The 25,935-nt window shown below is 70.2% G+C and carries 22 protein-coding genes; 12 read left to right on the top strand and 10 right to left on the bottom strand.

The features are described 5' to 3' along the window. Nucleotides 1–7: 7 nt before the first annotated feature. The 4 genes from ABZX79_RS24325 to ABZX79_RS24310 form a co-directional block, all read right to left on the bottom strand. Nucleotides 8–979 carry a hydroxyacid dehydrogenase gene (locus tag ABZX79_RS24325; RefSeq protein ID WP_355261409.1) on the bottom strand — a complete coding sequence of 324 codons (972 nt, stop codon included), beginning with the start codon at nucleotides 977–979 and terminating at the stop codon, nucleotides 8–10. A 68-nt stretch (nucleotides 980–1,047) separates the two neighbouring features. After that, on the bottom strand, nucleotides 1,048–1,899 hold the full coding sequence (locus ABZX79_RS24320) for a carbohydrate ABC transporter permease (RefSeq protein ID WP_355261406.1): 852 nt from the start codon (nucleotides 1,897–1,899) through the stop codon (nucleotides 1,048–1,050). A 12-nt stretch (nucleotides 1,900–1,911) separates the two neighbouring features. Beyond that, complete coding sequence (locus tag ABZX79_RS24315; protein ID WP_355261403.1) at nucleotides 1,912–2,895, bottom strand: sugar ABC transporter permease; 984 nt, start codon at nucleotides 2,893–2,895, stop codon at nucleotides 1,912–1,914. Further along, nucleotides 2,895–4,214: an extracellular solute-binding protein gene (locus tag ABZX79_RS24310; RefSeq protein WP_355261400.1), complete on the bottom strand. Its 1,320-nt coding sequence runs from the start codon at nucleotides 4,212–4,214 to the stop codon at nucleotides 2,895–2,897. Before ABZX79_RS24310 ends, ABZX79_RS24315 begins: the two co-directional genes overlap by 1 nt. Before the next feature lie 196 nt (nucleotides 4,215–4,410). Between ABZX79_RS24310 and ABZX79_RS24305 the strand changes: the two genes are divergently transcribed. Next, on the top strand, nucleotides 4,411–5,313 hold the full coding sequence (locus tag ABZX79_RS24305; RefSeq protein WP_355261397.1) for an SIS domain-containing protein: 903 nt from the start codon (nucleotides 4,411–4,413) through the stop codon (nucleotides 5,311–5,313). A gap of 12 nt (nucleotides 5,314–5,325) precedes the next feature. On the opposite strand, the gene ABZX79_RS24300 is transcribed toward ABZX79_RS24305, so the two are convergent. Next, nucleotides 5,326–6,576 (bottom strand): amidohydrolase family protein, encoded by a 1,251-nt coding sequence (locus ABZX79_RS24300; RefSeq protein WP_355261394.1) that lies wholly within the window; start codon nucleotides 6,574–6,576, stop codon nucleotides 5,326–5,328. 161 nt (nucleotides 6,577–6,737) lie between these two features. Here ABZX79_RS24300 and ABZX79_RS24295 point away from each other — a divergent pair, with 161 nt between their 5' ends. Further along, entirely contained in the window at nucleotides 6,738–7,229 is a 492-nt protein-coding gene (locus ABZX79_RS24295; RefSeq protein ID WP_355261391.1) for a glutathione peroxidase, read from the top strand. Between the two features lie 69 nt (nucleotides 7,230–7,298). Here the strand turns inward: ABZX79_RS24295 and ABZX79_RS24290 are convergent, their stop codons facing one another. After that, complete coding sequence (locus ABZX79_RS24290) at nucleotides 7,299–8,525, bottom strand: acyl-CoA dehydrogenase family protein (protein ID WP_355261388.1); 1,227 nt, start codon at nucleotides 8,523–8,525, stop codon at nucleotides 7,299–7,301. A 139-nt stretch (nucleotides 8,526–8,664) separates the two neighbouring features. Between ABZX79_RS24290 and ABZX79_RS24285 the strand changes: the two genes are divergently transcribed. Beyond that, nucleotides 8,665–9,312 carry a TetR family transcriptional regulator gene (locus ABZX79_RS24285; protein WP_355261385.1) on the top strand — a complete coding sequence of 216 codons (648 nt, stop codon included), beginning with the start codon at nucleotides 8,665–8,667 and terminating at the stop codon, nucleotides 9,310–9,312. A gap of 130 nt (nucleotides 9,313–9,442) precedes the next feature. Here ABZX79_RS24285 and def read toward each other — a convergent pair whose 3' ends face one another. Continuing rightward, complete coding sequence (def, locus tag ABZX79_RS24280) at nucleotides 9,443–9,988, bottom strand: peptide deformylase (RefSeq protein ID WP_355261382.1); 546 nt, start codon at nucleotides 9,986–9,988, stop codon at nucleotides 9,443–9,445. A gap of 160 nt (nucleotides 9,989–10,148) precedes the next feature. On the opposite strand from def, the gene ABZX79_RS24275 reads away from it, so the two are divergent. The 5 genes from ABZX79_RS24275 (at nucleotide 10,149) to ABZX79_RS24255 (ending at nucleotide 14,796) form a co-directional block, all read left to right on the top strand. Further along, nucleotides 10,149–11,387, top strand: a complete 1,239-nt coding sequence (locus ABZX79_RS24275) for a MurT ligase domain-containing protein (RefSeq protein ID WP_355261379.1) — start codon at nucleotides 10,149–10,151, stop codon at nucleotides 11,385–11,387. A gap of 195 nt (nucleotides 11,388–11,582) precedes the next feature. Then, entirely contained in the window at nucleotides 11,583–12,311 is a 729-nt protein-coding gene (locus tag ABZX79_RS24270) for a glutamine amidotransferase (protein ID WP_355261376.1), read from the top strand. A gap of 137 nt (nucleotides 12,312–12,448) precedes the next feature. Next, a complete protein-coding gene (locus ABZX79_RS24265) occupies nucleotides 12,449–13,474 on the top strand; it encodes a 6-phosphofructokinase (RefSeq protein WP_355261373.1) in 1,026 nt (341 codons plus the stop codon). A 124-nt stretch (nucleotides 13,475–13,598) separates the two neighbouring features. Next, nucleotides 13,599–14,558 carry a cytochrome c oxidase assembly protein gene (locus ABZX79_RS24260; protein WP_355261370.1) on the top strand — a complete coding sequence of 320 codons (960 nt, stop codon included), beginning with the start codon at nucleotides 13,599–13,601 and terminating at the stop codon, nucleotides 14,556–14,558. Between the two features lie 79 nt (nucleotides 14,559–14,637). Beyond that, complete coding sequence (locus ABZX79_RS24255) at nucleotides 14,638–14,796, top strand: hypothetical protein (protein WP_215128910.1); 159 nt, start codon at nucleotides 14,638–14,640, stop codon at nucleotides 14,794–14,796. Nucleotides 14,797–14,864: 68 nt separating this feature from the next. Here ABZX79_RS24255 and ABZX79_RS24250 read toward each other — a convergent pair whose 3' ends face one another. Together ABZX79_RS24250 and ABZX79_RS24245 are read right to left on the bottom strand one after the other, a co-directional pair. Continuing rightward, nucleotides 14,865–15,266: a subtilase-type protease inhibitor gene (locus tag ABZX79_RS24250; RefSeq protein WP_355261366.1), complete on the bottom strand. Its 402-nt coding sequence runs from the start codon at nucleotides 15,264–15,266 to the stop codon at nucleotides 14,865–14,867. A gap of 175 nt (nucleotides 15,267–15,441) precedes the next feature. Next, on the bottom strand, nucleotides 15,442–16,143 hold the full coding sequence (locus tag ABZX79_RS24245; protein WP_355261363.1) for a TetR family transcriptional regulator: 702 nt from the start codon (nucleotides 16,141–16,143) through the stop codon (nucleotides 15,442–15,444). Between the two features lie 239 nt (nucleotides 16,144–16,382). Here ABZX79_RS24245 and galE point away from each other — a divergent pair, with 239 nt between their 5' ends. The 4 genes from galE (at nucleotide 16,383) to ABZX79_RS24225 (ending at nucleotide 24,042) form a co-directional block, all read left to right on the top strand. Next, nucleotides 16,383–17,432 (top strand): UDP-glucose 4-epimerase GalE, encoded by a 1,050-nt coding sequence (gene galE / locus ABZX79_RS24240; protein WP_355261360.1) that lies wholly within the window; start codon nucleotides 16,383–16,385, stop codon nucleotides 17,430–17,432. An 11-nt stretch (nucleotides 17,433–17,443) separates the two neighbouring features. Next, on the top strand, nucleotides 17,444–18,763 hold the full coding sequence (locus tag ABZX79_RS24235) for a UDP-glucose/GDP-mannose dehydrogenase family protein (RefSeq protein ID WP_355261357.1): 1,320 nt from the start codon (nucleotides 17,444–17,446) through the stop codon (nucleotides 18,761–18,763). Nucleotides 18,764–18,863: 100 nt separating this feature from the next. Next, entirely contained in the window at nucleotides 18,864–23,297 is a 4,434-nt protein-coding gene (locus tag ABZX79_RS24230; protein WP_355261546.1) for an aminotransferase class I/II-fold pyridoxal phosphate-dependent enzyme, read from the top strand. A 7-nt stretch (nucleotides 23,298–23,304) separates the two neighbouring features. Then, a complete protein-coding gene (locus tag ABZX79_RS24225; protein WP_355261354.1) occupies nucleotides 23,305–24,042 on the top strand; it encodes a class I SAM-dependent methyltransferase in 738 nt (245 codons plus the stop codon). A 3-nt stretch (nucleotides 24,043–24,045) separates the two neighbouring features. Here the strand turns inward: ABZX79_RS24225 and ABZX79_RS24220 are convergent, their stop codons facing one another. After that, nucleotides 24,046–25,854 (bottom strand): glycoside hydrolase family 15 protein, encoded by a 1,809-nt coding sequence (locus tag ABZX79_RS24220; RefSeq protein WP_355261351.1) that lies wholly within the window; start codon nucleotides 25,852–25,854, stop codon nucleotides 24,046–24,048. Between the last annotated feature and the right edge of the window lie 81 nt (nucleotides 25,855–25,935).

Here is a 25,935-nt window from a genome sequence, read left to right as displayed (position 1 = left end):
ACGGGCGTCAGGCGATGCGGGGCAGGTCCTGCGCCCGCACCTCTCCCAGCAGCCGCTCACCCGCCACGAACCGCTCCGCCTCCGCCACCGCGAACTCCCCCAGCAGCCGCACCTCCGTACCCATCGCCCCGGCGATGTGCGGCGTGACCAGGACATTCGGCAGCCCCAGCAGCACGTGCCCCGGCGGCAGCGGTTCCGGGTCGGTGACGTCCAGTACCGCGTCGATACGCCCGTCCGCGCAGTGCGCGGCCAACGCCTCCGTGTCGACGAGCCCGCCCCGCGCGGTGTTGATGAGAATCGCGCCATCACGCAGCAGCGCGAGCGCCCGCGCGTCGATCAGATGCCGGGTCCCCGGCAGCAGCGGCGCGTGCAGCGTGACGATGTCCGAGGCCGTCAGCAAGGCGTCCAGAGCGACCAGTTCGCCGCCCAGCGCAGCCGCCTCCGCAGCCGCCAGGTACGGGTCGTGCACCAGCAGCCGCACCCCCGCACCGGCCAGCCGCGCCAGCACCAGCCGCCCGATCTTCGACGCCCCGACGACCCCGACCGTACGGTCGAGGAATCCGGTCGCCGGAGACACCGTCAGGTCTCGGGGGCGGCCCGCCCGGTACTCCCCCGCCGTCCGGAACGCCCGCTTGGCCGCGAGGTGGATGGCCGCCACCGTGTAGTCGGCGACCGGCCCCGCGTTGGCGGGCGCCGCCGACGAGACGGTGATGCCCCGCTCCCAGACCTCGGGGGCGAGCACCTGCTTGACCGAGCCCGCCGCGTGCATGACGGCCCTCAGGCGCGGCGCGTCCGCGAGCACCCCCGCGTCGACCAGCGGGCACCCCCACCCCGAGATCAGCACATCCGCGCGGGACAGCGCTTTGCGCGCCTCCGGCCGCCCGAAGTCGTCGACCACCAGGTCCGGTACGTCGAAGCCGGCGGCCAGCCGTGCCCGTACGCCGCCGGGGAGGGCGAGCGCGGCCACGTCCGGGCGCATGGCGATGAGAGCCGTAAGTCGAGATGACGGTGACGGTGACACAGTGCGGTTTGCCTTTCCATTGCCGGCTACTTGCCGGATCCGAGCGTCATGCCCTCGATGATGCGGCGGCCGAGCCAGACGTAGAGCGCCACCAGCGGCAGCACGACCACCGCGATGCCCGCGAACAGACCGCCCCAGTCGGCCCCGTTGTACTGCATCTGCTGCATGAAACCGAGCAGCGCCAGCGGCAGTGTCTGGAGTTCCTGCTCCTGGATGAAGACGAGAGCGAAGAACGTCTCGCCCCAGTGCTGGATGACGTTGAGCAGCAGCAGAGTGATCAGCCCCGAGCGCGCCAGCGGCAGCATGATCCGCCAGAAGGTGTACGAGGGTGAGGCGCCGTCCAGGGCCGCCGCTTCCTCCAGCTCGGCGGGCAGCGACCGGAAGAATCCGGTCAGGAAGAAGACCGCGAACGGCATCGAGGTCGCGGTGTAGAGCAGCCACAGCCCCCAGAGGTTGTTGACCAGGCCCAGCGGCGCCATGACCTGGTACAGCGGCAGGAACACGGCGTGCGCCGGGATGCCGAGGCCGATGGCGAAGAGGGAGGTGCCGGCGCCCGCGCTCCGCGCCCCGAGCCGGCTCAGGGCGTACGAGGCGGGGGCGGCCAGGAGTGCGGTAGCCAGCGCCGTACCGCCCACCAGCAAGAGGGAGTTGAGGGTGGCTGGGCCGAAGTTACCCGCGTTCCAGGCACGTTCGAAGTTCTCCCAGTGCGGCGCGCCCGGCACCGACCAGGGCGAGGCGATGATCTCCCGGGTCTCCTTCACCGAGGAGGCCAGGATCCACACCAGTACGAGGACGTTGAAGGCGACGAACGCCCAGACCAGCGGGGCGCCGAAGAGGCGCTGGGCCCGCCCGGCGCGGAGAGTTGAAGCAGAGCTCACGGTGTTCCCCGTTCAGAATTCGAGCGCTTCGCGCCGCATCATCCGGCGGATCAGCACCACCAGGACGCCGACGAGCGCGAGGGTGACGATCGCGGAGGCCGCGGCGATGCCGTACTGCGGGACGCCGGTCGGCGCGAAGACCGAGGTGTAGGCGTACAGCGACGCGGTCCAGGTGGCGGTGGCCGGCATGGAGCTGGTCGACCCGGCCATGGCGAGGATGAACTCGAAGGTCTTCATCGCGTTGATGGTCCACAGCACCGCGCAGATCCCGATGACGTCCCAGGACAGCGGCAGCGTGACGTGCCCGAACCGCTGCCAGGCGTTTGCCCCGGCCAGGGCGCAGTCCTCGTACAGGTACGGCGGGATCCGATCCACGGCCGCCATGATGATCGTGGTGTAGTAGCCGGTGCTCATCCAGATGATGCCCAGCATGATGATCTTGAACTGGTTCTCTTCGGCGAGCCAGGCCGGCGGGTGCGCGACGCCGATGGAGCGCAGGGCTTCATTGAGCAGGCCGTCCGCCTGGAAGAGGAATCCCCAGAGGATCGAGATCACCAGCGCCGGCACGATGTTGGGGAAGAAGATCACCGAGCGGGCGGTGGACCGCCCCGCCAGATCGCGCAGCAGCATCGTCAGGACGAAGCTGAGCAGGAAGGTGACGGCTCCGCCGCCGAAGAGCAGCAGCAGCGTGTTGCCGAAGGACGTCCGGAAAGCCGGGTCCTGGAACATCCGGGTGTAGTTGTCCGCACCCACCCACTCCATGGGCCCCGCTCCTGCCCACTTGTGCAGGCTGATCCAGGCGGTGGCGACGACCGGTGCGAGCAGGAACGCGGCGTACAGGAGGAAGGCCGGGAGGACGAAGGGGAGGTACAGGCGCTTGCGGTGGGCGGCGAACGGGCCCTCGGCGCCCCGGTCCGCCGCAGCCTTGCCATCCTTGCGGCGGCGGCGGACCGAGGCGGTGGGGCGGGTGCCGTCGCCGGCGACGACAGTGGTCATCAGCCGGTCCGCTTCCAGTGGTCGGCGCTCTGCGCGGCGAGCTGGTCGCTGAAGTCCTGCGCGGAGATCTTGCCGGTCACCAGCCTGGTGTGCAGCGGGTGGAAGGTCTTCGTCCACCACTCGGCGAAGTCCATGTCGACGCCGTCGAAGGTGTGGTACGGGGTGTTCTCCTTCAGGGACTTGGCGGCGTCGGCCATGGCCGGGGCGACCGTGATGTCCTCGCGGGCGACGATGCCCTGCGCCTCGTCGGCGTACGCCTGCATCTGCTGCTTGCTGTAGAGGAAGGCGACGAACTTACGGGCCGCCTCGCCCTGCTTCGCCTTGCTGGGGACGACCCAGCCGAAGGTGGTCGCCTCGACGGGCGTGCCGGCGCCGGGCGCCCCGTCCGTCGGGAACGGCAGCATCTTGAAGTCGAAGCCGGACTTGGCGTACGGCTTGGTCTCGCCCGCGATCCATGAGCCCATCAGGAGGAAACCGGCCTTGCCCGTCGCCCACTTCTGCTGGATCGCGGGGAACTTGCTGGCGTCGTAGCCGTCGGCGAAGTACCCGCCCTTGGCGAGACTCGACACACGCTCCGCCGCCTTGACGTAGGCGGGTTCCTTCCAGAGCTTGCCCGTCTTGTCGGCGGCGGCCCGGTGGAAGGAGCCGGGACCCTTCGCCGCCACGACGAAGTTGCTGTACCAGTAGGCGCTGTAGTCGGGGATGTCGGCGTCGAGGGCGAGCGGGGCGCGGCCCGCCTCCTTCTCGGCGTCGAGCGTCGCCCGGAAGGCGTCCCAGTTCTTCGGGGATTTGCGGCCGAGCGCGGGGAAGGACTTCCCGTCGTACCAGAGGCCGCCCGCGACGACGGCGTACGGCAGGACGACCTGCTTGCCGTCGGCCTTGCCCAGTTCGAGGTACTTCTCCGGCACCACGTCACCGACTGTCTTGCCGCTCTCGCCGGGGATCGGCTCCTTGAGTACGTCCCAGAGATCAGCGGCCGAATTCGTCGACACCATCATCGACTTGACCTGGGGAAGGTTACGGTCGATGAGGTCGGCGGCCGGTACGCCCCGGAGCGTCGGCTGGAGCTTCTTCAGTACGTCGCGCCCCTGCCACTGCACCTTGACCTTGATGCCGGTCTCGGCGGTGAAGTCCTCGATGGCGGCGGACAGGGCCTTCTGCTGCGGCTCGCCCTCCTTCCACATGGACCAGTACGTGAGCTCCTTGCCACTGCCCGCGGCGCCGCCGCCACCTGCCGCGCCCGCGCACCCGCCCAGCCCGAGAGTGAGCGCCCCGGCCGCGCACATGGCCGCTGTCCGCCGGATCCACCGTCTGTTCATCGCCCTGCTCCTCAACACCGTGCCTCGTTGTCTGTTGAGCGGCAGGTCTACTGACCGATGAAGCACGCAATCAATAAGCAATCACCGAAGTGATACGGAAAATTTCGATGATTGCTCGCTCATTGCTCATTGCAGTGGTGCGCGGACGGGGCTAAAACATCTCCCCACAGCCAAGGAAAAAGGAAAAGGGGACTCCATGAGCGCCGCCGCACGACACGTCACCGCGGAAATCGCGAGCCAGCCGGAGTGCTGGACCAGGGCGGCGGAGCTGGCGGTCTCCGCCGCCGACCGGCTGCCACACCCCGGCGAGCGGGTGGCGGTCGTCGGCTGCGGTACGTCGTATTACATGGCCAGGGCCTACGCCGCGCTGCGGGAGGCCGCCGGCCTCGGCGAGACCGACGCGTTCCCGGCCTCCGAGGCGGCGCTCGGCCGCCCGTACGACCGGATCGTGGCGATCAGCCGCTCCGGTACGACGAGTGAGGTGCTGTCGCTGCTCGGCAAGGTCGCCGGGCGCATCCCCACCCTCGCCCTGACCGGCGTCGCGGGCTCCTGGGTCGCCGGCCGCGCGGACGCCGTCATCGACCTCGGCTTCGCCGACGAGAGCTCCGTCGTCCAGACCCGGTTCGCCACCACCGCCCTCCAGTTGCTGCGCGCCGGCCTCGGCACCGACCTCACGCACTCCGTCACGGACGGGGAACTCGCCGTCGTCGAGCCGCTGCCGCGCGCCTGGCGCGAGCGTACGCAGTTCACCTTCCTCGGCAGCGGCTGGACGGCCGGTCTCGCCGACGAAGCCGCGCTGAAACTGCGCGAGGCCGCGCGGGCCTGGACCGAGTCGTACGCCGCGATGGAGTACCGCCACGGCCCGATCAGCATCAGCGACGAAGCGAGCCTGGTGTGGTCCTTCGGCGAGCCCCCGGCCGGCCTGGAGGACGAAGTGGCCGCCACCGGCGCCCTGTTCACCGCCGACGCACTGGACCCAGTGGCCTCCCTGGTCCGCGCCCAGCACCTCGCCGTGGAACTCGCCGCCCGTCGCGGCCTGAACCCGGACCGCCCGCGCCATCTGTCGCGCTCGGTGATCCTGGCGGGGGCGGCCGCCTGAGCGAGGTCCGACTCATGCGAGATTGCCGAGGTCCTTGCAGGTCACGCCGTCCTTCATGACGAGCAGAATGTTGGCGGGCGTGCCGAGGGCGGCGATGTCGGTCAACGGGTTGCCCCGTGCGACGACGACGTCGGCACGCTTGCCTGCCTCCAGCGTGCCGATCTCGTCCGCCAGCCCGAGGAGTTCGGCGGCCTCACTCGTCCCGGCACGGATCGCGCCCATCGGCGTCATCCCGCAGTCGACGAGGTACGCCAGCTCCCGCAGGTTCGTGCCGTGTTCCGCGATGCCGCAGTCGGTTCCCATGGCGACGCGGACGCCCCGCGCGACGGCGTGCGGGATGTGCCGGCGGGCGACGGCCTGCCAGTGCTTCTTCTTCTCGTACGCCCAGGCCGCCACCTTCTGCGGGTCGGGGTCGGTGTTCGCGGTGGTGAGCGTCGGCACGAGAAACGTGCCGCGCTCCAGCATCAGGTCGATCGCCTCGTCGTCGATCGCGTAGCCGTGTTCGACGCTGGCGACTCCGGCGCGTACGGCGTTGAGAATGCCGCCGCGGCCCTGGGCGTGCGCGGCCACCTTCGTGCCCCGGTGGCCTGCCGCGATCTCGGTGATCGTACGGATCTCGTCCTCCAGGAAACCGTCGTCGTCCGGATGGTCGGTCGGACTCCACACGCCGCCGGTGGCCGCGACCTTCACGCAGTCGGCGCCCTTGCGGAGCACCTCGCGCACGGCCCTGCGACATTCGGTGGGCCCGTCGGCGAGGCGGCCCATGACGGGGTCGTTCTCGCCGTTGTCGGTGGCCGCCCGGAAGTCGCCGTGGCCACCGGTGGGGGTGAGCATGGCGACCGCGACGAGCAGGCGCGGACCGGCGAGCAGCCCCGACTCGACGGCCTCCCGGTGGCCGGCGTCCGCGCCGCCGAGGTCGCGGGCGGTGGTGACGCCCGCGTCGAGGGTGAGCTTCATGCGCGGCGCGGCGAGAAACGTCCGCAGCGAGGGGGGCATCGCGGCGACCTCGGCGTGGCTGAGCGCGCCGCCGGGCGCCGCCATGTGCACGTGGCAGTCGATGAACCCGGGCAGGATGGTGTTCCCGTGTACGTCGATACGCCGCGCCGGGGCGGGCAGTGCGGGGAGGCGAAGTTCCCCGGACGGCCCCGCCCAGCGGATGAACCCGTCCTCGATGAGCACCGCTCCGTCCGCGACCGGCTCGCCACCGGTGCCGTCGATGAGCAGGCCGTTGTGGAGGAGTACGGGGGTGCTGGGGCCGGTCATGGCGCGATTCCTTCCCAGGAGTGGTGCGTGCACCACCACACGGTGGTGTAAGCGTCCTCGGCCGGAACCTCGGTGCCCTTGAGCGGGGAGTGGTCTGAAACAGTACGAACCAGTGACCGACGGCCGGGAGCACCGGCCGCCCATAGCCATAGGAGACGGCGATGAGCCTGTTCGACATCCCCCTGCGCACGCTGACCGGTGAGCCGACCACCCTGGCGGCCTACGAGGGCAAGGCGGTGCTGGTGGTGAACGTCGCGTCCAAGTGCGGACTGACCCCGCAGTACGCCGGCCTGGAGCGGCTCCAGCAGACGTACGCGGACCGGGGCTTCACGGTGCTCGGTGTGCCGTGCAACCAGTTCGCGGGTCAGGAGCCGGGCAGCGCGGAGGAGATCAGCACCTTCTGCTCGGCGAGCTACGGCGTGACGTTCCCGCTGCTGGAGAAGATCGAGGTCAACGGCGATCACCGGCACCCGCTGTACGTCGAACTGACCTCGGCGAAGGACGAGGCCGGCGAGGCCGGGGACGTCCAGTGGAACTTCGAGAAGTTCCTGGTGAGCTCGAAGGGCGAGGTCGTCGGCCGGTTCCGCCCGCGCGTGGAGCCGGAGGCGGCGGAGGTCGTGGCGGCGATCGAGGCACAGCTCCCGTCGGCCTGACGGCACGTACACGCGAAGGCGCCGTCCCCCCGGTGTGCGGTGGGACGGCGCCTGCCGTACGCCGACGGGCTAGCGGATCGGCATGCCCGACAGCGTGCGGGCGATCACCAGGCGCTGGATCTCACTGGTGCCCTCGAAGATCGTGTAGATCGCGGCGTCGCGGTGCATGCGCTCCACCGGGTACTCGCGCGTGTAGCCGTTGCCGCCGAGGATCTGCACGGCCTGCGCGGTGACCTTCTTGGCCGTCTCGCTGGCGAACAGCTTGGACATCGAGCCCTCGGCCGAGGTGAACGGCTTGCCCGCGCTCGCCATCCAGGAGGCCCGCCAGACCAGCAGCCGCGCCGCGTCGATCTGGGTGCGCATGTCGGCGAGCTGGAAGGCGACGCCCTGGTTGTCGATGATCGGGCGGCCGAACTGCTCGCGGGTCTTGGCGTAGTCGAGTGCGACCTCGTACGCGGCGCGGGCGGTGCCCACCGCCATCGCGCCGACGGCCGGGCGTGACGCCTCGAAGGTGGCCATCGCGGCGTTCTTCACGCGCTCGCCGCCCTTCTCGGCGCGCTCGCGGGCGCGGGCGAGGCGCGCGTCGAGCTTGTCCTTTCCGCCGAGCAGGCAGTGGCCGGGGACGCGGACGTTCTCCAGGACGACCTCGGCGGTGTGCGAGGCGCGGATGCCGTGCTTCTTGAACTTCTGGCCCTGGGAGAGGCCGGGCGTACGCGGCGGGACGATGAAGGAGGCGTGGCCCTTGGAGCCGAGCTCGGGGTCGACGAGGGCGACGACGACATGGACGTTGGCGATGCCGCCGTTGGTCGCCCAGGTCTTGGTGCCGTTCAGCACCCACTCGTCCTTGGCTTCGTCGTATACGGCGCGGGTGCGCATCGCCGACACGTCGGAGCCGGCGTCGGGCTCGGAGGAGCAGAAGGCGGCGACCTTGACGTCGTCGGGGTCGCCGTACATCTGCGGGATCCAGGTGCCGATCTGCTCCTCGGTGCCGTTGGCGAGGACGCCGACGGCGGCCAGGCCCGTACCGACGATGGACAGGGCGATGCCCGCGTCGCCCCAGAACAGCTCCTCCATCGCCATCGGGATGCCGAGGCCCGTCGGGTCGAAGAACTGCTGCGCGTAGAAGTCGAGGGAGTAGATGCCGACCTTGGCCGCCTCCTGAATGACAGGCCAGGGCGTCTCCTCGCGCTCGTCCCATTCGGCGGCGGCCGGGCGCATCACATCGGCGGCGAACCCGTGGATCCAGTCGCGGACCTGCTTCTGGTCGTCGTTGAGTTCGAGCGTGAACTCGGCCATCGTCCCCTCCAGGCGTTACTTGCGGTAACAGGAGTCTGTTACCGGTAAGTAGACCGTGTCAACTGCGGCAACACGGCCGACGGTCATGGTGTTACGTTTCCCAGGCGTCACGGAATCGCTTTGGGCGGGGAGACACATCATGGAAACCACACAGCAGGACGCTCAGCAGCGCTCGGCTGCCGCACGGCGACGGCGGGAGCTGCTCGAGGCGGCGGACCGCGTGGTGCTGCGGGACGGGCCACAGGCTTCCATGAACGCGATCGCCGCGGAGGCGGGGATCACCAAGCCGATCCTGTACCGGCACTTCGGGGACAAGGGCGGGCTCTACCGCGCGCTGGCCAAGCGCCACACCGATGCGCTGCTCTCGGCGCTGCGGGCCGCGCTGGACGCGCCGGCCGAGCGGCGGCAGCGGGTCGAGGCGACGCTGGACACGTACCTCGCGGCGATCGAGGCGCTGCCTGAGGTGTACCGGTTCCTGATGCACCCCGCCGAGGACGCGCACCAGCCGGAGCAGGGCTTCGACGTCGGCCGCCACTCCGCTCCGCTGCTGCGGCGGCTCGGGGAGGAGCTGGCGATGGTGATCGCGGAGCGGGTGGACCTTGGTCCGGGCAGCGAGCAGCTGGCGCGGGTGTGGGGGCATGGGATCGTCGGCATGATGCACGCGGCGGGTGACTGGTGGCTGGGCGAACGGCCGTGCTCGCGCGAGCAGTTGGTGTCCAGCCTCGCAGACTTGCTCTGGGGCCGCCTGGCCGCCGCCGGCGACCGCGTGGACGGCCCCGGCTTCTGACGCCGGCCCACGGCCACACCGGTGCGCGGAGCCTCTTCCGCCACCCGCGCCCCTTCCCGGCTGTGACATGTGCGGCTCCGCCGCACATGTCACAGCCGGGAAGGGGCGCGTAGGGGAAAAGCCACCAGCCCTAACCCCGGCCACCCCACGGCGCCCGCCGCGCCGCCCGCAGGGCCTTCGCTCGGCGCCAGCCGGTGAGGCGGTCCGTGTAGACACGGCCGGACAAGTGGTCGCACTCGTGCTGCAGGCAGCGAGCGAAGAAGCCCGTGCCCTCCACCCGCACCGGCGCGCCCGTCACCGAAACCCCCTCCACCACCGCCCGGTCGAACCGCTCCGTGCCCGCCTCGATACCCGGCAGCGACAGGCACCCCTCGGGACCGCGTACGGTGATGCCGTCGGCCTCGACCAGGCGTGGGTTGACGATGTGACCGACATGCCGGACATCTTCATCGTCCGGACAGTCGTAGACGAAGACACGCAGCGGTACGCCGACTTGATTGGCCGCGAGGCCAACCCCCTCGGCGGCGTACATCGTGGCGAACATGTCCTCGACGAGCCGGACCAGCGAGGGACCGAAATCGGTCACCGTCTCGCAGGGCGCGTGCAGCGCCGGGTCACCGAGCAGTGTCATGGGTCGTACGAGCCCGGAACTGCCGGGAATCGGGCGGTGTCGCATGGCGGAAAGCGTACGGGCAAACGTACGTTCCACCGGCGGCCGCAGCGCCCCGGTGGTGCCGGGGTGCGGGGGCCCGGCTGGATCTCGATAGGCTGAGCCCCGACGTTGACCGGTGGACCTGGGGCAAATGCGGCGCCGGATGCAAGGAGGATCAGTGACGATGGCAGGCAACACGGAGCCGTTGTCGCCGCGGGCCAAGCTGGCCGTGACGGCAGGCAAGGCCGCGGCGGCGGTGTCCCGCGCCGCGGGACGCGGCAGCGGATCCGTGATCGGCGGCAAGGTGGCGCTCAAGCTCGACCCCGACCTGCTCGGGCGGCTCGCCCAGCATCTCGACGTCGTGCTCGTCTCCGCGACGAACGGAAAGACGACCACGACCCGGCTCATCGCCGAGGCTCTGCGGGCCAGCGGCCCGGTCGTCTCCAACGCGCTCGGCGCCAACATGCCGGCGGGCATCACCTCCGCCCTGGCAGGCGGCTCGGACGCGAAGTACGGCGTGATCGAGGTCGACGAGAAGTACCTCGCCGGAGTCGCGCGCGATGTGACGCCGAAGGCGATCGCACTGCTCAACCTCTCCCGCGACCAGCTCGACCGCGCCGCCGAGACCCGGATGCTCGCCGAGAAGTGGCGCGAGGGCCTGTCCGGCACGAAGGCCGTCGTCATCGCGAACGCCGACGACCCGCTGATCGTCTGGGCCGCGTCGTCCTCGCCGAATGTGGTGTGGGTGGCCGCCGGTCAGGAGTGGAAGGACGACGCCTGGTCGTGCCCCTCCTGCGGCGGCGTCATGCAGCGCCCCGGCGACGACTGGTTCTGCGGCGAGTGCGGCTTCCGCCGCCCGGCCCCGAGCTGGGTGCTGAGCGGCGACCACGTCATCGACCCGCACGGTTCGGCCTGGCCGATCCACCTCCAGCTGCCCGGCCGCGCCAACAAGGCGAACGCCGCCACCTCGGCTGCGGTCGCGGCCGTCTTCGGTGTGCCGCCGCAGGTGGCGCTGGAGCGGATGTACGAAGTCCAGGCCGTCGCCGGCCGGTACGACGTCGTCCAGTTCCAGGAGCGCGAGCTGCGGCTGCTGCTGGCGAAGAACCCGGCGGGCTGGCTCGAAACGTTTTCCCTCATCAACCCGCCGCCCACGCCGGTCATCCTGGCCGTCAACGCGCGCGGCGCGGACGGCACGGACACCTCCTGGCTGTGGGACGTCGACTACACCCGCCTCGCCGGCCACCCGATCTTCGTGCTCGGTGACCGCAAGCTGGACCTCGCCGTGCGCCTCGAAGTCGCGAACCTGGACTTCCGGGTCTGCGAGACGCTCGACGAGGCCGTGCAGTTGGCGCCGCCCGGGCTGATCGAGACGATCGCCAACTACACCGCGTTCCAGGACCTGCGCCGCCGCGTCGGCAACTAGGGGGGCGTCCGGTCGATCTCCGCGGCGTCGCGGTGTCTGGCACGCGTATCTGCCGTGTTGTCGTCGGTCGCCGACGCTCCGCGTCGGCTCCCTCCTCCGCCTCGCAGCTGCCCGCACCAGACACCGCTCCTTCTCCCACGGAGATCGACCGGACATCCCCCTAGCCCCGCGTACACCGGAAAAGGACAAGCAAGCATGAGCGACAACAGCCTGCGCCTGGTGTGGATCTACCCGGACCTGCTGAGCACGTACGGCGACCAGGGCAACGCCCTCGTCGTCGAGCGCCGGGCCCGTCAGCGCGGTCTCGACGTGCACCGTGTCGACGTACGCAGCGACCAGGCGATCCCCACTTCGGGCGACATCTACCTGATCGGCGGCGGCGAGGACCGGCCGCAGCGCCTCGCGGCCGAACGGCTGCGCCGCGACGGCGGTCTGGAGCGCGCGGTCAGCAACGGCGCGATCGTCTTCTCGGTCTGCGCCGGGTACCAGATCCTCGGCCACGAGTTCATCAACGACCTCGGCGAGCGCGAGCAGGGCCTCGGGCTGCTCGACGTGGTCAGCACGCGCGGCGAGGGCGAGCGGTGCGTCGGCGACGTCCTCGGGGACATCGACGAGCGCCTCGGCCTGCCGCCGCTGACCGGGTTCGAGAACCACCAGGGCATCACCCATCTGGGCCCCACGGCGCGGCCGTTCGCCCGGACGCGGATCGGCAAGGGCAACGGAACCGGTGACGGCACTGAGGGCGCGTACAACGACACCGTCTTCGGTACGTACATGCACGGTCCCGTGCTCGCCCGCAACCCCCTCATCGCGGACCTGCTGCTGAAGCTGGCCCTCGATGTGAACGCGCTGCCGCCCACTGACGACCGGTGGTACGAGGCGCTGCGCGCCGAGCGCATCTCGGCGGCGACGCAGCCTGCCTGACGGCCGGCTGACGCCCGGCTGTCGTCCAGCAGTCGGACTGCCGGTTCGGCCCCGTCACTCTGCGCGAGTAGGGTGACGGGGATCCAACCGGACGACGTGGTCCGGTCACCGGCCCACGTTGCAAAGGTATTCCGGGCATGCGCATTGGTGTACTCACTTCCGGCGGCGACTGCCCCGGCCTGAACGCCGTCATCCGTTCCGTCGTGCACCGCGCCGTCGTCGATCACGGCGACGAGGTCATCGGCTTCCACGACGGGTGGAGGGGTTTGCTGGAATGCGACTACCGCACGCTCGACCTTGACGCGGTAGGCGGCATCCTGGCCCGTGGCGGCACGATTCTCGGCTCTTCCAGGGTCCAGCCCGCGCATCTGCGGGACGGCGTCGAGAAGGCCCGCGGCCATGTCGCCGACCTCGGACTCGACGCGATCATCCCGATCGGCGGCGAAGGCACGCTGAAGGCGGCGAACCTGCTGTCCAACGCGGGGCTGCCGATCGTCGGCGTACCGAAGACCATCGACAACGACATCGCCTCGACCGACGTCACCTTCGGGTTCGACACGGCGGTCGGCGTCGCGACCGAGGCCCTCGACCGGCTCAAGACCACCGCCGAGTCGCACCAGCGCGTGCTGATCGTCGAGGTCATGGGGCGGCACACCGGCTGGATCGCGCTGCACTCCGGCATGGCGGCCGGCGCGCACGCCATCGTCGTACCCGAGCGGCCCTTCGACATCGGTGAGCTGACCGAGCTGGTCGGCAAGCGCTTCTCGGCCGGCAAGCGGTTCGCGATCGTCGTGGTCGCCGAGGGCGCCAAGCCTCGTGAGGGCTCCATGGAGTTCGACATCGGCGGCAAGGACATGTACGGGCACGAGCGCTTCGCGGGCGTCGCCCGGCAGCTGTCCATCGAGCTGGAGGAGCGCCTCGGCAAGGAGGCCCGGCCGGTCATCCTCGGCCACGTCCAGCGCGGCGGCACTCCGACGGCGTACGACCGCGTCCTCGCCACCCGCTTCGGCTGGCACGCGGTGGAGGCGGCGCACCGCGGTGAGTTCGGGATGATGACGGCGCTGCGCGGCACGGACATCGTGATGGTTCCGCTGGCCGAGGCCGTGGAGACGCTCAAGACGGTGCCCACCGAGCGGTACGCCGAGGCAGAGTGCGTGCTCTGATCAACTTGGTGCGTGTCTGAACTACTGCCCCCGGCCGCGGACGCGGCCGGGGGCAGTTCTAGTCTGTAGCGGACAACCGGCACGAATTGGGTCGCCCCCACATCGCCCCCACGGGAGTACGCAGATGGATCACAGCGGGCACGGCAGCGGCATGAACATGGATCTGCCGCCGTTCACGCTGGGACGGGGGCTGGAGTTCTCCCCCGACCTCTTCTTCCTGGTGGGGTGCCTGCTGGCGCTCGCCCTGTACGGGTGGGGCGTGGTGCGGCTGCGTCGGCGCGGTGACACCTGGCAGGTCGGCCGGACGATCTTCTTCGTCGTCGGCGTGCTGAGCGTGGCGCTCGTGATGTGCACCAAGCTCAACGACTACGGCATGGTCATGTTCAGCGTGCACATGGTGCAGCACATGGTCATCAGCATGCTCTCGCCGATCCTCCTGCTGCTCGGCGCTCCGGTGACGCTGGCGCTGCGCGCGCTGCCGGTGGCCGGGCGCGGGAACCGCAAGGGTCCGCGCGAGGTGCTGCTGATGCTGCTGCACAGCCGCTACATGAAGATCGTCACGCATCCGGCGTTCACGATCCCGCTGTTCATCGCGAGCCTGTACGCGCTCTACTTCACGCCCGTCTTCGACTTCCTGATGTCGAGCAAGCCGGGGCACGTCGGCATGATGGTGCACTTCCTCGCCGTCGGCCTGGTCTTCTTCTGGCCGATCATGGGCATCGATCCGGGGCCGCACCGCCCGGGTTATGTGATGCGGATGCTGGAGCTGTTCGCCGGTATGCCGTTCCACGCGTTCTTCGGCATCGCGCTGATGATGGCGACCCAGCCGATGATCGGTACGTACGCGAACCCGCCCGCGTCGCTGGGCATCGACGCGCTGAGCGACCAGCACGCGGCGGGTGGCATCGCCTGGGCGTTCTCGGAGATCCCGTCGGTGCTCGTGCTGATCGCGCTGGTCTTCCAGTGGTACCGGTCCGAGCAGCGGGTCGCGCGGCGCTCGGACCGGGCGGCGGACCGCGACGGCGACCAGGAGCTGGCGGCGTACAACGCCTATCTCGCCTCGCTCCAGGCGCGCGGCCGCTAGCCGGCCGGTAACGTCGGCACAGTAGCGCGGGAGCACTTTAGGGGTGACGATGGCCCTCCATCAGAAGGAGGGGGTGCGCATGCCCGGTTCTGCCAAGTCGATGGGGGTGCTCACCGTCGGGACGCTGATAGTCATCTCGGCGTACACGGCGGCACTCGGCAGCAACGGCTGGCTGTGGTTCGGCTGGGTCGTGCTCGGACTGGTCACGGTCGGGATGGCCGCGTCGCGCAGCCGGTGAGGAGCTGACAGCCCGAGCAGCTGCTGAAACGAAACTTCACTGCGCGACGCCGCACGGGCACCGCGTGATCAGAAGCGGAAGACCGGCCCGGTCGCGGTGTCGAGCACGCACGCGTTCGGGTAGGTCTTGTGCCATGCCATCGGTACGCCGCGCCAGCTGCCGGAGGCGCTGACGGTCACCGGCTCGTACTGCTTGGTGCACGCGCGCGGGTTCCCGGGCAGCGTGTCGAAGTCACCCTTCGCCTTCTCGAGCGCCGCGCACGCGCCGGTGGCGTCCGGGTGGGGCCCTGAGGGCCCGGGAGCGCACTGGAGCAGGACACCCCGGACCCAGGTGCTCCCCGAGCCCGAAACGGTGAGGAAGAGGCCGCTGGGCGACTTGCGGTCATCGGTGTCGGCCGCCGCCCGAGCCGGCACGGCCGCAGCGGCGAGGGCGAGCAGGGCGACTGCGGTGACCGTGGCTTTGGAGCGCATCCGGACCTCCTGGGGCGGGGACGGGGTTGCCTGGCGGCTGGGTGCCGGGGAGAGCCAGGCCACCCCCCGCCACGGCCACCGGCAAGCGACCGCGCCGCCCTCGTCGCACACACGAGTACGCGCACTGCTCCGTACGGCGCAGACGGGGCGCGCGGCCCCTGCGCCTGCCGGCACGTCACCCCAGCAGGGCGTCCAGGCCCGCGGCCAGCCCCTCGGGGCCGCCGCGGCCGGCCATCGCGACGGCGGTGGACCGCAGCCGTGGCAGCTCGGCCGCCGGCATGCGGTGCAGACCCAGCCGGAAGGCCGGGTCCGGTTCGCCCGGCTCGTCGTCCATGGCCCGCAGCTCGACCAGGAGGTAGCCGAGCAGCCAGGCGGTGAAGGTCCGGTGGATCTCCACGGCCGTGCGCTCGCCGAACCCCGCGTCGTACAGCAGCGCCAGGACGCGTTCGTCGCCGCGCAGTACGGGAAGGGGCCTGCGAGCCAGCGGCGTGGACAGCATGCGGGTGGCCAGCAGGGGCACGACGTGCGGGTGGCGCAGGGCGACGCGGTGGGTGGCGAGCGCGATGCGGTGCAGTTCGCGGCGCCACTGCGCCGGGTCGGTCGTGGTCCCCGGCGCCTGGTTCAGTTCTTGGTGCAATTCCTGCCAGAAGGCCTCCACCAGCCCGTCCAGCAACGCGTCCTTGCTCGGGGCGTAGCGGTACAGGGCCATCGCCTCGACGCCCAGCTCGGCGCCCAGTTTGCGCATGCTCAGGGCGGACAGGCCGTCGCGGTCGACCACTTCCAGTGCCGTGGCCAGCACGCGTTCCCTGTTGAGCCGTCCGTAACGCCCCCGGTCGCTGGCGCGTCGCCCGCCGCCGTCCCCCGTGTCCTTCGGCATGACCCGCCTCCGCGCTCGTCCGGTGACTCCGGCTTTGACGACTTTGACGACTTTGATGATCTTGCCGCCGGTCACCGCTTGACATCGGGTAACAACGGTCGCAAAGTCGGACATATACGGAGTAAATATACATCAGCAGCGTACAACGTTCTCCATCAGGAGCGTCTGCCATGACGCACAGCGAGCCGGTGAATGGGGCGCTCCCAGACCGAGCGCCTCCCCGCGACAGAACGGGGCCCGTGAGCCCACCGTCGACTCTCCTTCTCACCGGCGGCGCCGGCTTCATCGGCAGTCATGCCTGCGTCGAGCTGCTCGACCACGGCTACGAACTGATCGTCGTCGACAACTACTCCAACAGCACTCCCCACGTCTTCGCCCGCGTGGAAAGGATCGCCGGCCGGTTCGTCGGCGCCGTGTACGAACTGGACATCCGTGATCGACGCGCCCTGTCGGCCGTCTTCGACCGCCACTCTGTGGACGCTGTCGTGCACTTTGCCGCGCACAAGGCCGTGAGCGCGTCGACACGGATGCCCATCGAGTACTACGACACCAACATCGGCGGCACCACCTCACTGCTGCGGGCGATGCACGAGCACGGAGTGCACCAGCTGGTGTTCTCCTCGACCGCCTCCGTCTACGGAGACGCCGGGCACGGGCCGCTGAACGAGGCCACCCCCGCCCGTCCGGCCAATCCGTACGCGGCCTCCAAGTGGCTCTGCGAACAGATCCTCGCCGATGCGTGCCACCGGCACCCGGAGTTCACCGTGCTGGCTCTGCGTTACTTCAACCCGGTCGGCGCCCACCCCAGCGGTCTGCTCGGCGAGGATCCCTCCGGAACTCCTGACAATCTGATGCCCTGCCTGGCTCAGGTGGCCATCGGCCGTCGGCATCGGCTCCGCGTCTTCGGCAACGACTACGCCACCCCGGACGGAACCGCGATCCGCGACTACATCCACGTCATGGACGCGGTCGACGCGCACCGCGTCGCGCTGGACCACCTCGCCGACAGCCCGGGCATGCACACGTACAACCTGGGTCTGGGGAAGGGCCGTTCGGTCCTGGAAGTCGTCTCCGCCTTCAGCGCGGCGTCCGGCGCGCCCGTTCCGTACGACATCGCGCCCCGCCGCCCCGGCGACGTGCCCGAACAAGTCGCCGACGCGTCGGCGGTGGAGCGCGCCTGGGGGTGGCGCCCCACCCGGGGACTGGCCGACATGTGCGTGGACGCCTGGCGATTCCAGCAGCTCAACCCCCATGGTTACGCCGGTACCGCCCGGCGGGCGGACGGTTAGGAGCGGGCGCCATGCGGATGACAGTCATCGGCACCGGTTACGTCGGAACGGTGCACGCCGCATGCATGGCCGGCCTCGGCCACGAGGTGCTGGGCACCGACGTCGACGCCGAACGGATCGCCGCCCTCTCAGCGGGCAGGACGTCCCTGCGCGAGCCCGGCCTGCACGAACTTCTCGCCAAGACCGTCGCATCGGGCCGGTTGCGCTTTTCCACCTCCCTCGCCGAGGCCGCCTCGTTCGCGAGGACACACTTCGTGTGCGTCGGCACCCCGCGGCAGCCCGACAGCGACGCAGCCGACCTGCGGTACGTCGACGCTGTCGTGGACGATCTGGGGCGGCATCTGCGCCCCGGTGCTCTGGTCGTGGGCAAGTCCACCGTGCCGGTCGGCACGACGGCCCGGCTCGGGCGCAGGCTCGCCGCTGCCACCCGGGAGAGCGAGGTCGCCTGGAACCCCGATTTCCTGCGCGAGGGCTCCGCGGTCGAGGACGCGATGCGGCCGGAGCGGATCGTCGTGGGCGTCACCTCGGAGCACGCCGAAGCGGCCCTGCGGGCGGTGTACGACCCCATGCTGCGCGCGGGGGTGCCGTTCTTCAGCACCGACCCCGCCACGGCCGAACTGGTCAAGGCCGCGGCGAACTCCTTTCTCGCGACCAAGGTGTCCTTCATCAACGCCATGGCCGAGGTGTGCGACGCGGCGGGCGCCGATGTGACGGTCCTGGCGAAGGCAGTCGGCGCGGACTCCCGGATCGGCGCTGACTTCCTCGAACCGGGCCTCGGCTTCGGCGGGAGCTGCTTCCCCAAGGACTTCCGGGCCTTCGCGGCCCGCGCCGAAGAGATCGGAGCGGGCGAGGCGGTGGCTTTCCTGCACGAGGTCGACCGCATCAATACCCGGCAGCGGTGGCGCACCGTAGCCCTGGCGAGGCGGCTCACCGGCGGGTCGTTCGCCGGACGCCGGGTCGCCGTACTGGGCGCGGCCTTCAAGCCGGGCAGCGACGATGTGCGCGACTCGCCCGCCCTCGCCGTCGCGGCGGCCGTGCGCCAGCAGGGGGCCGTCGTGCGCGTGCACGACCCGCAGGCCATGGACAACGCGCGCGCCGTATATCCCGACCTGGGTTACGCCCCGGACATCCGCAAGGCGTGCCAGGACGCTGACCTGGTCCTGCATCTCACCCCCTGGCCGGAGTACGGGGACATCGACCCCGGCGCCCTCGCCGCGGTCGTGCGCAGGCCCCTGCTGCTGGATGCCCGTAACTGCCTCGACGCACGGCGGTGGCGCTCGGCCGGCTGGTCGCTGCACGCGCTCGGCCGCCCCATCGGAGGCACCTCATGACCAGCCGGTGGGATGCGGCCCGGGGGATGCACCGGCGTACCGGCTGTGCCTAGGATCGAAGAGGAGGCGTATGCCCGTGACTCGGACGACCCGTGGGCTGATGACCGGTTACGTCGTCCTCGTCGTCGGCGCGACAAGCGTTTACATGATGCTGCCGCCGACGCGTACGCCGCTCTGGGGAGCCATCGGTCTCGCGGGTGTGGCAGCCGTACTCATAGGTGTACGCATCAACCAGCCGGCGCACCGCTGGCCGTGGTGGGTGCTCGCCGCCGCGCTGCTCGCGTTCGCGGCGGGAGACACGTACTACAACGTGATGGAGGAGTACTTCCAGGCGTCCAACCCGTTCCCCTCGCCGGCGGACGCCTGTTATCTCGCGACGTATCCCCTGTTCGCCATCGGGCTGTTGGGGCTGGTCAGGTACCGCTGGGTGGGCCGTGACCTGCCGAGCCTGCTGGACGCGCTGATCTTCACCGCCGGACTCGCCCTGCCGGTCTGGGTCTTCCTGGTGCAGCCGCTCGCGCAGGTCGAGGGCCTGACGTGGGTGCAGCGTGCCATCAGCATCGCCTACCCCCTCGGCGACGTGCTCGTACTGGCCCTACTGGTCCGGCTGTTGACCCCGGGTTCGCTGTCCGGCCGCAACCGCTCCGTGCAATTGCTCGTCCTCGGCACGCTCACGCTGCTCGGATTCGACATCGCGTACGGGATCCTCCAGCTCAACGGGTTGTGGCAGACCGGCACACTGCTGGACACCGGCTGGGTCGTCTTCTACACGGCCTGGGGACTGGCGGCGCTGCATCCGTCGATGCTGGAGCTGACCGCGCGGGCACATCAGCCGCAGTCCCTGCTTCCGCCGCCGATGCGGCTCGTGCTGCTGTCCGCAGCCGTACTGATCGCGCCCGGGATCCTGCTGTACGAGGGGCTGCGCGGCACTCCCCATGACGCGGCCGTGATCGCCGCCTTCTCCGGCGCCCTGGTCCTGCTGGTCATCTTCCGTCTCACGGGGATGGTCGTGGCACACCGCAAGGCGGTGGCCCGTGAAGTGGCCCTGCGGACGGCGGCAGCCTCGCTGGTCTCGGCCATGAAGCCGCGGGAGATCGCGCGGGCCTGCGAGGCCGCGGTCACCACGCTGTTCGGGCCCGGGGTCCGGCACGCGAGCATGCTGCTGTCGGCCAGTCCCGGCGAAGACTGGCACAAGGACTCCGAGCCTTCACGCTCCGGCCCCGGCGACTGGCGGGACGCCAGTACGGGCCGGACGCCGCAGGGCCAGCCGGTCACCCTCGGCCTTCGCCGCACGCACCTGGTGGCGGTCGCGGAACTGGGCCCCGGGATAGCCGCCGGCCTGGCGAATCTGCCGACTGCCCTGGTGTGCCCCATGATCCAGCCCGACCGGCCGGCCGGGGGCGAGCTGCCCGGCGTACTGCTGGCGGCCGGCCCCCAGAAGCACCTCGCGGAGATGCGCAGCTCCTTGGAGATCCTGGCGTCCCACGCGGGGCTGGCGATGGAACGCATCGCCCTCCGTCAGGAGATCATCCGACGGGAGAGCGAGGCGTACTTCCGCACGCTGGTGCGCAACGCCGCGGACGTCATCCTCATCGTCGGCGACGACAACAGCGTCCGCTACGCGAGTCCTTCCGCGAAGGCCGTGTTCGGCGACGTACACCTGATCGGTACGCCGTTGCCCGATCTGGTGGACGCGCGGGACCGCGACCGGGCGGCCAGGGTCCTGACGGCCATGTGGAACGGCGACCACCGCGAGTCGCAGGATCACTGGTACGTACCCCGTGAGAGCGGTCGCATCGAAGTGCAGGTCCGGTGCCGCGACCTGCGCCACGACAGGACCGTCCGCGGGCTTGTCGTCACCCTGCGGGACGTGACCGAGCAGCGCCAGCTGGAGCACGAGCTGACGCAGCGGGCCTTTCACGATTCGCTGACCGGCCTGCCCAACCGGACGCTGCTGCTGGAGCGGATCGAGCGCGCGCTGCTGCGCGGCCGCCGCGAGTCGTCCCTGACCTGCGTCCTCTTCATCGACCTCGACGACTTCAAGATCGTCAACGACACGATGGGCCACACGATCGGGGACCAGCTCCTCACCGCGGTGGGCAGCCGGCTGTCGGAGACCCTGCGCCGCACCGACACCGCCGCGCGGCTCGGCGGTGACGAGTTCGCGGTGCTGATGGAGGACGCCAAGCAGCCCATCGACGCCGAACTGCTGGCCGCACAGGTCGTACAGACCCTCAACCGGCCGTTCCGCCTGTCCGACGCCTCGGTGAGCGTCTCCGCCAGTGTGGGCGTGGCCACGGCGAGGGACAGCGCCGACAGCGAGGAGCTGCTGAGCCACGCCGACCTGGCCCTGTACGCCGCCAAGGCCGCGGGAAAGCGCCAGTGGCGGCGCTTCCAGCCGCGGCTGGGCGTTCGCATGCTGGAGCGGCACGACCTTCAGGCAAGTCTGGGCACGGCCATCGCCAACGAGGAGTTCGCCCTGCGTTACCAGCCCGTGGTCGACATCACCGCGGGTGATGTCGTCGGCTTCGAGGCGCTGGCCCGCTGGCCGCACGCCCAGCGCGGCCTGGTCCCGCCGCAGCAGTTCATCACGCTCGCCGAGGAGACGGGACACATCACGCCACTGGGCGCCTGGGTGATGGGGAGCGCCGCCATCGACATCGCCGGGCTGCAGCGCGCTACGCCGCGTACTCCGCCGTATGTGAGCGTCAACGTGTCGGCCCGGCAGTTCCGCGAGACCGAATTCCTGGACGACGTGTGCAAGGTGCTCGCGACCCCCGGTCTCTCGCCGGGATCGCTGCAGCTGGAACTGACCGAGTCCGTGCTCATGCGCAGGGACGGTCAGATCGAGGCCGTCATGCACGCGCTCAAGGAGCTGGGCGTACGCATAGCCGTCGACGACTTCGGTACGGGATTCTCCTCGCTGCGCTATCTGCGGGAGTTCCCGATCGACGTACTCAAGATCGACAAGTCGTTCATCGACGACATCACGAAGGACGCCCAGCAGGTCGCGCTCGTCGAGGGGATCGTCCACATCGCCGACACACTCGGCCTTCAGGTCATCGCCGAAGGAATCGAGGACGCCGGACAGCGCGATCTCCTCGCCTGCATGGGCTGCCGTTTCGGGCAGGGCTATCTCTTCGCCCGGCCGATGACGGTGGAGCAGGGTGACTACCTCCTGCGTCACCCCGACGGGCACTTCCGGCCGGAGGCCGAACGGCCCGGAAACCGGGCAGTCGTCACCCGCCCGGCCGCCCGGGGAAACGCCCAGGGAAAGGAGAAGAGCATGCGAGAAGCGGCTGCTCAGCCCCTGGGCGTAGTGGATCCACGCTGGGGTGATCTGGAACATCTGCGGCGGACGAGCCCGATGAGTGACGCGGTCCTCGACGAAGTACGCGGCCGGCACATCCGCAGCGGCGATCACTGGCTGATCGACTTCGCCTCCTGCAACTACCTCGGCTTCGACTGCGAGCCGGAGATCATCGACGCGATCGAGCCGGCCGTACGCCGCTGGGGAACGCACCCCAGCTGGTCGCGGCTGCTCGGCAGCCCACGGCTCTACCCCGAGATCGAGGAGCGGCTCGCCGCGCTGCTCGGGGCTCCGGACACGCTGCTGCTGCCCACGGCCACCCTCATCCACCACTCGGTGATCCCCGTCCTCGCGGGCAAGGGGCACGTCTTCGTCGAGGCCGCGGCGCACCGGACCGTGTACGACGGCTGTGTCTCCGCCCGGGGGCAGGGCGCGACCTTGCAGCGGTTCCGCGCCGACCGGCCTGACCAGCTCGACGCGCTGCTGCGCGCCGTACCGGCCGAGTCGTCCCGGCTCGTCTGCCTGGACGGTGTGAACAGCATGACCGGCAACATTCCGGACCTGCCGGAACTGGCGGCGATCTGCCGGGACCGCGACGCGACGCTCTACATCGACGACACGCACGGCTTCGGTGTCATCGGTGAGCGGCGGGCGGACGAGCTCTGCCCGTACGGATCGCGCGGTAACAGTGTCGTCCGGCACACCGGGGAGACGTACGACAACATCGTGCTCGTCGGCGGCTTCTCCAAGGCGTATTCGTCACTGCTGGCCTTTCTGGCGCTGCCCACCTCGCTCAAGGACCTGCTGAAGGTCGCCGCTGGTCCCTATCTGTACTCCGGCCCCTCGCCGACGGCGTCCCTCGCCACCACGCTCGCCGGTCTGGACGTCAACGACCGCCGCGGTGACCTCATCCGCGCCGGCCTGCACGCCAAGAGCGTGCGGGTACTCGACCACGTCCGCCGCCTCGGCCTGGAAACACCGAACGACGGCGTGCTGCCGATCGTGGAGATTCCGCTGGCGGACGCCTCGGACCTCGACGCGGTCGCCGGATTCCTGTGGGACAACGGCATCTACGTGACCCTGGCGGCCTACCCGCTCGTACCGCGCGACCGGGTCGGTTTCCGCATCCAGATCACGGCCCTGAACTCCGACGAGGACATCGAGCGGCTCAACGACACACTGACCCGGCTCTCCGAGCACTTCGCACTGCGGACGGGGAGCTGAGAGTGCCGTGCCCGGGCGTACGCCGATCCGCAACGACGATGTGGACTGGGACAGCTGGCCCGTCCAGGACTACCTCGCGGAGAACTACCGCGAACTGCACCCGTCGGACGCGGCGGTCATCTCGCACCACTCCGCGTTCTACCGCCGGTTCGCGGCCGGCGAGGTCGCCCGCTCGGTCGAGTTCGGAGCCGGGCCCAACCTGTATCCGCTGATGCTCGCGGCGGCCGCGAGCCACCGTATCGACGCGGTCGAAGCCGGGTCCGCGGGGGTCGCGTACCTGAGGCGGCAGCTGGGCCGGGGCCCCGACGACAGCTGGCAGCCCTTCTACGCACTGTGCCGGCGGCTGAACCCGGGCCTGCCGGGAACGCTGCCCGAGGCCCTTGCGCGGGTCCGCGTCGTCCACGCCGACGTCCGGGACCTGACGCCCGGCACCTACGGCATCGCGTCGATGAACTTCGTCGCGGAGGGTGTCACCGAGGACTGCGAGGAGTTCGCGGACTTCTGTGACTGTTTCGTACGCTCGGTGGCGCCCGGTGGGCATCTGGTGGCGGCCTTCATGGAGAACATGCCGACGTACCGGATAGGTCCCGCGTCGCAGTGGCCCGGCTGTCCGGTGAACCCGGCCGTCGTCCGGGAGGTTTTCACACCGCTGACCGCCCAGCTCACGGTCACGCGGATCGACGCCGATCCGACGCTGCCTGATTACGGGGACTCGGGGATGGTGCTGCTTACGGCGGTCCGGTGAGCGTTACTCCGGGGTGACACCGGCCCGCTGGAGCGCGAACGCCGTTTCCACCAGGGCGATGTGGCTGAAGGCCTGTGGGGCGTTTCCCAGCTGGCGGCGGCGACGCGGGTCCCACTGCTCCGAGAGCAGACCCACGTCGTTGCGGACGCCCAGGACCCTTTCGAAGGTCTCGCGTGCCTGGTCCAGGTGTCCGGTCGCGGCCAGGGCGTCGGCGTACCAGAGCGAACACGCCACGAAGGTGCCCTCGGAGCCGTGCATCCCGTCCACACTGTGCACGCTGTGCTCGCCGCTGCCGTTGTGCGCGTATCGCCGTACGAAGCCGTCGTGGTCCAGCGCCCGCATCGCCCGGACCGTGCCGCGCACGCGTGCGTCGTCGGCCGGCAGGAAGCCGAGCTTGGGAATGAGGAGGGCGGACGCGTCGAGGGCGGAGGAACCGTAGAACTGCACGAACGAGTCCTGCCGCGCGTCCCACCCCTCCCGGCACACCTCCTGGTGCACCGCGTCCCGCATGGCCCGCCACTGACCGGAGGACCCGTTCCTGCCGAGGAGCGTTCCCATGCGCAGCGCGCGGTCGGCGGCGACCCACGACATGACCTTGGAATGGACGAACTGGCGCCTGGGTCCGCGGACTTCCCACAGTCCCTCGTCCGGTTCGCGCCAGTGCTGCTGGAGATAGCTCATCAGGGCGTTGACCAGGCTCCACATGTGGGGCTGCATCGGGATTCCCGCGCGCAGCGACCAGTAGAGCGTGTCCAGCACTTCGCCGTACACATCGAGCTGGAACTGGCCTACCGCGGCGTTCCCGAACCGGACCGGGCTCGCCCCCTCGTATCCGGGCAGCCAGGGCGCTTCGCTCTCGGGGAGGTGCCGGTGCCCTTCGATGCCGTACACCGTCTGCAGGTCGGCGGGTTCGCCGGCGATGGCGCGCAGCAGCCAGTCGAGCCAGGCCGTCGCCTCGTCCCGGTAGCCGCTGCGCAGCAGGCAGGACAGGGTGAGGGTGGAGTCGCGCAGCCAGCAGTAGCGGTAGTCCCAGTTGCGTTCACCGCCCATGCATTCGGGCAGCGAGGTGGTGGGGGCCGCGACGATGCCGCCCGTGGGGGCGTAGGTGAGCGCTTTGAGGGTGATCAGGGACCGCACAACGGCATCGCGCCACGGTCCCTGGTAGCGGCACTGGGCCACCCAGTTGCGCCAGAAGTCGGTGGTCGCCTTGAGCGCCGTTTCCGGCGGGACACACAGGGGCGCGGGCAGGGCGGTGAGGTGCGAGGGCGTCCACACCAGCATCAGGGTCAGCCGTCTGCCCGCCGGGACGGTGAATTCCAGGAGGGTCGAGTCGGCACGCTCCAGCCTGCGCACCGCGCCGTCGGCGCTCAGCCAGGCGGAGTCCGGTCCGGCGACCGCGACCGTGAAATTGTCGCTGGCCCGTACCCAGGGAACGACCCTGCCCTGGTGGAACCGCAGTTTCAGTTCGCTGCGCAGGGTGACGGATCCGGATATGCCTTCCACGGTGCGCACGACGCAGGGGTGCTGACCGCGTGGCGGCATGAAATCCGTGACCCGTACGGTCCCGGCTTCGGTCTCCCAGTACGAATCCAGCACCAGGGTGTCCTGGCGGTACGCCCGGTGGGAGCAGGCCGCGGCGCCGACGGGCGAGACGCGCCAGAATCCGTTGTCCCCCGTGCCGAGCAGTGCGGCGAAACAGGCGGGGGAATCGAAGCGCGGAAAACACAGCCAGTCGATCGACCCGTCCCTGCCGATCATTCCGGCAGTCTCGAGGTCGCTGATGATGGCGTAATCCTCGATTGGATTGCTCATGATCGGAGTACGCCGTCGTACGCGAAGCCGCTGCCTAAATTATACGGCAGTTGGCCCCGGGCGGCGCCCAGGATCCGCGTC

Source organism: Streptomyces sp. NPDC002994, from assembly GCF_040611155.1.
Taxonomy (GTDB): Bacteria; Actinomycetota; Actinomycetes; order Streptomycetales; family Streptomycetaceae; genus Streptomyces.
Note: the sequence above shows the minus strand (reverse complement) of the source record. Positions and strands in the feature narration are given on the sequence as shown.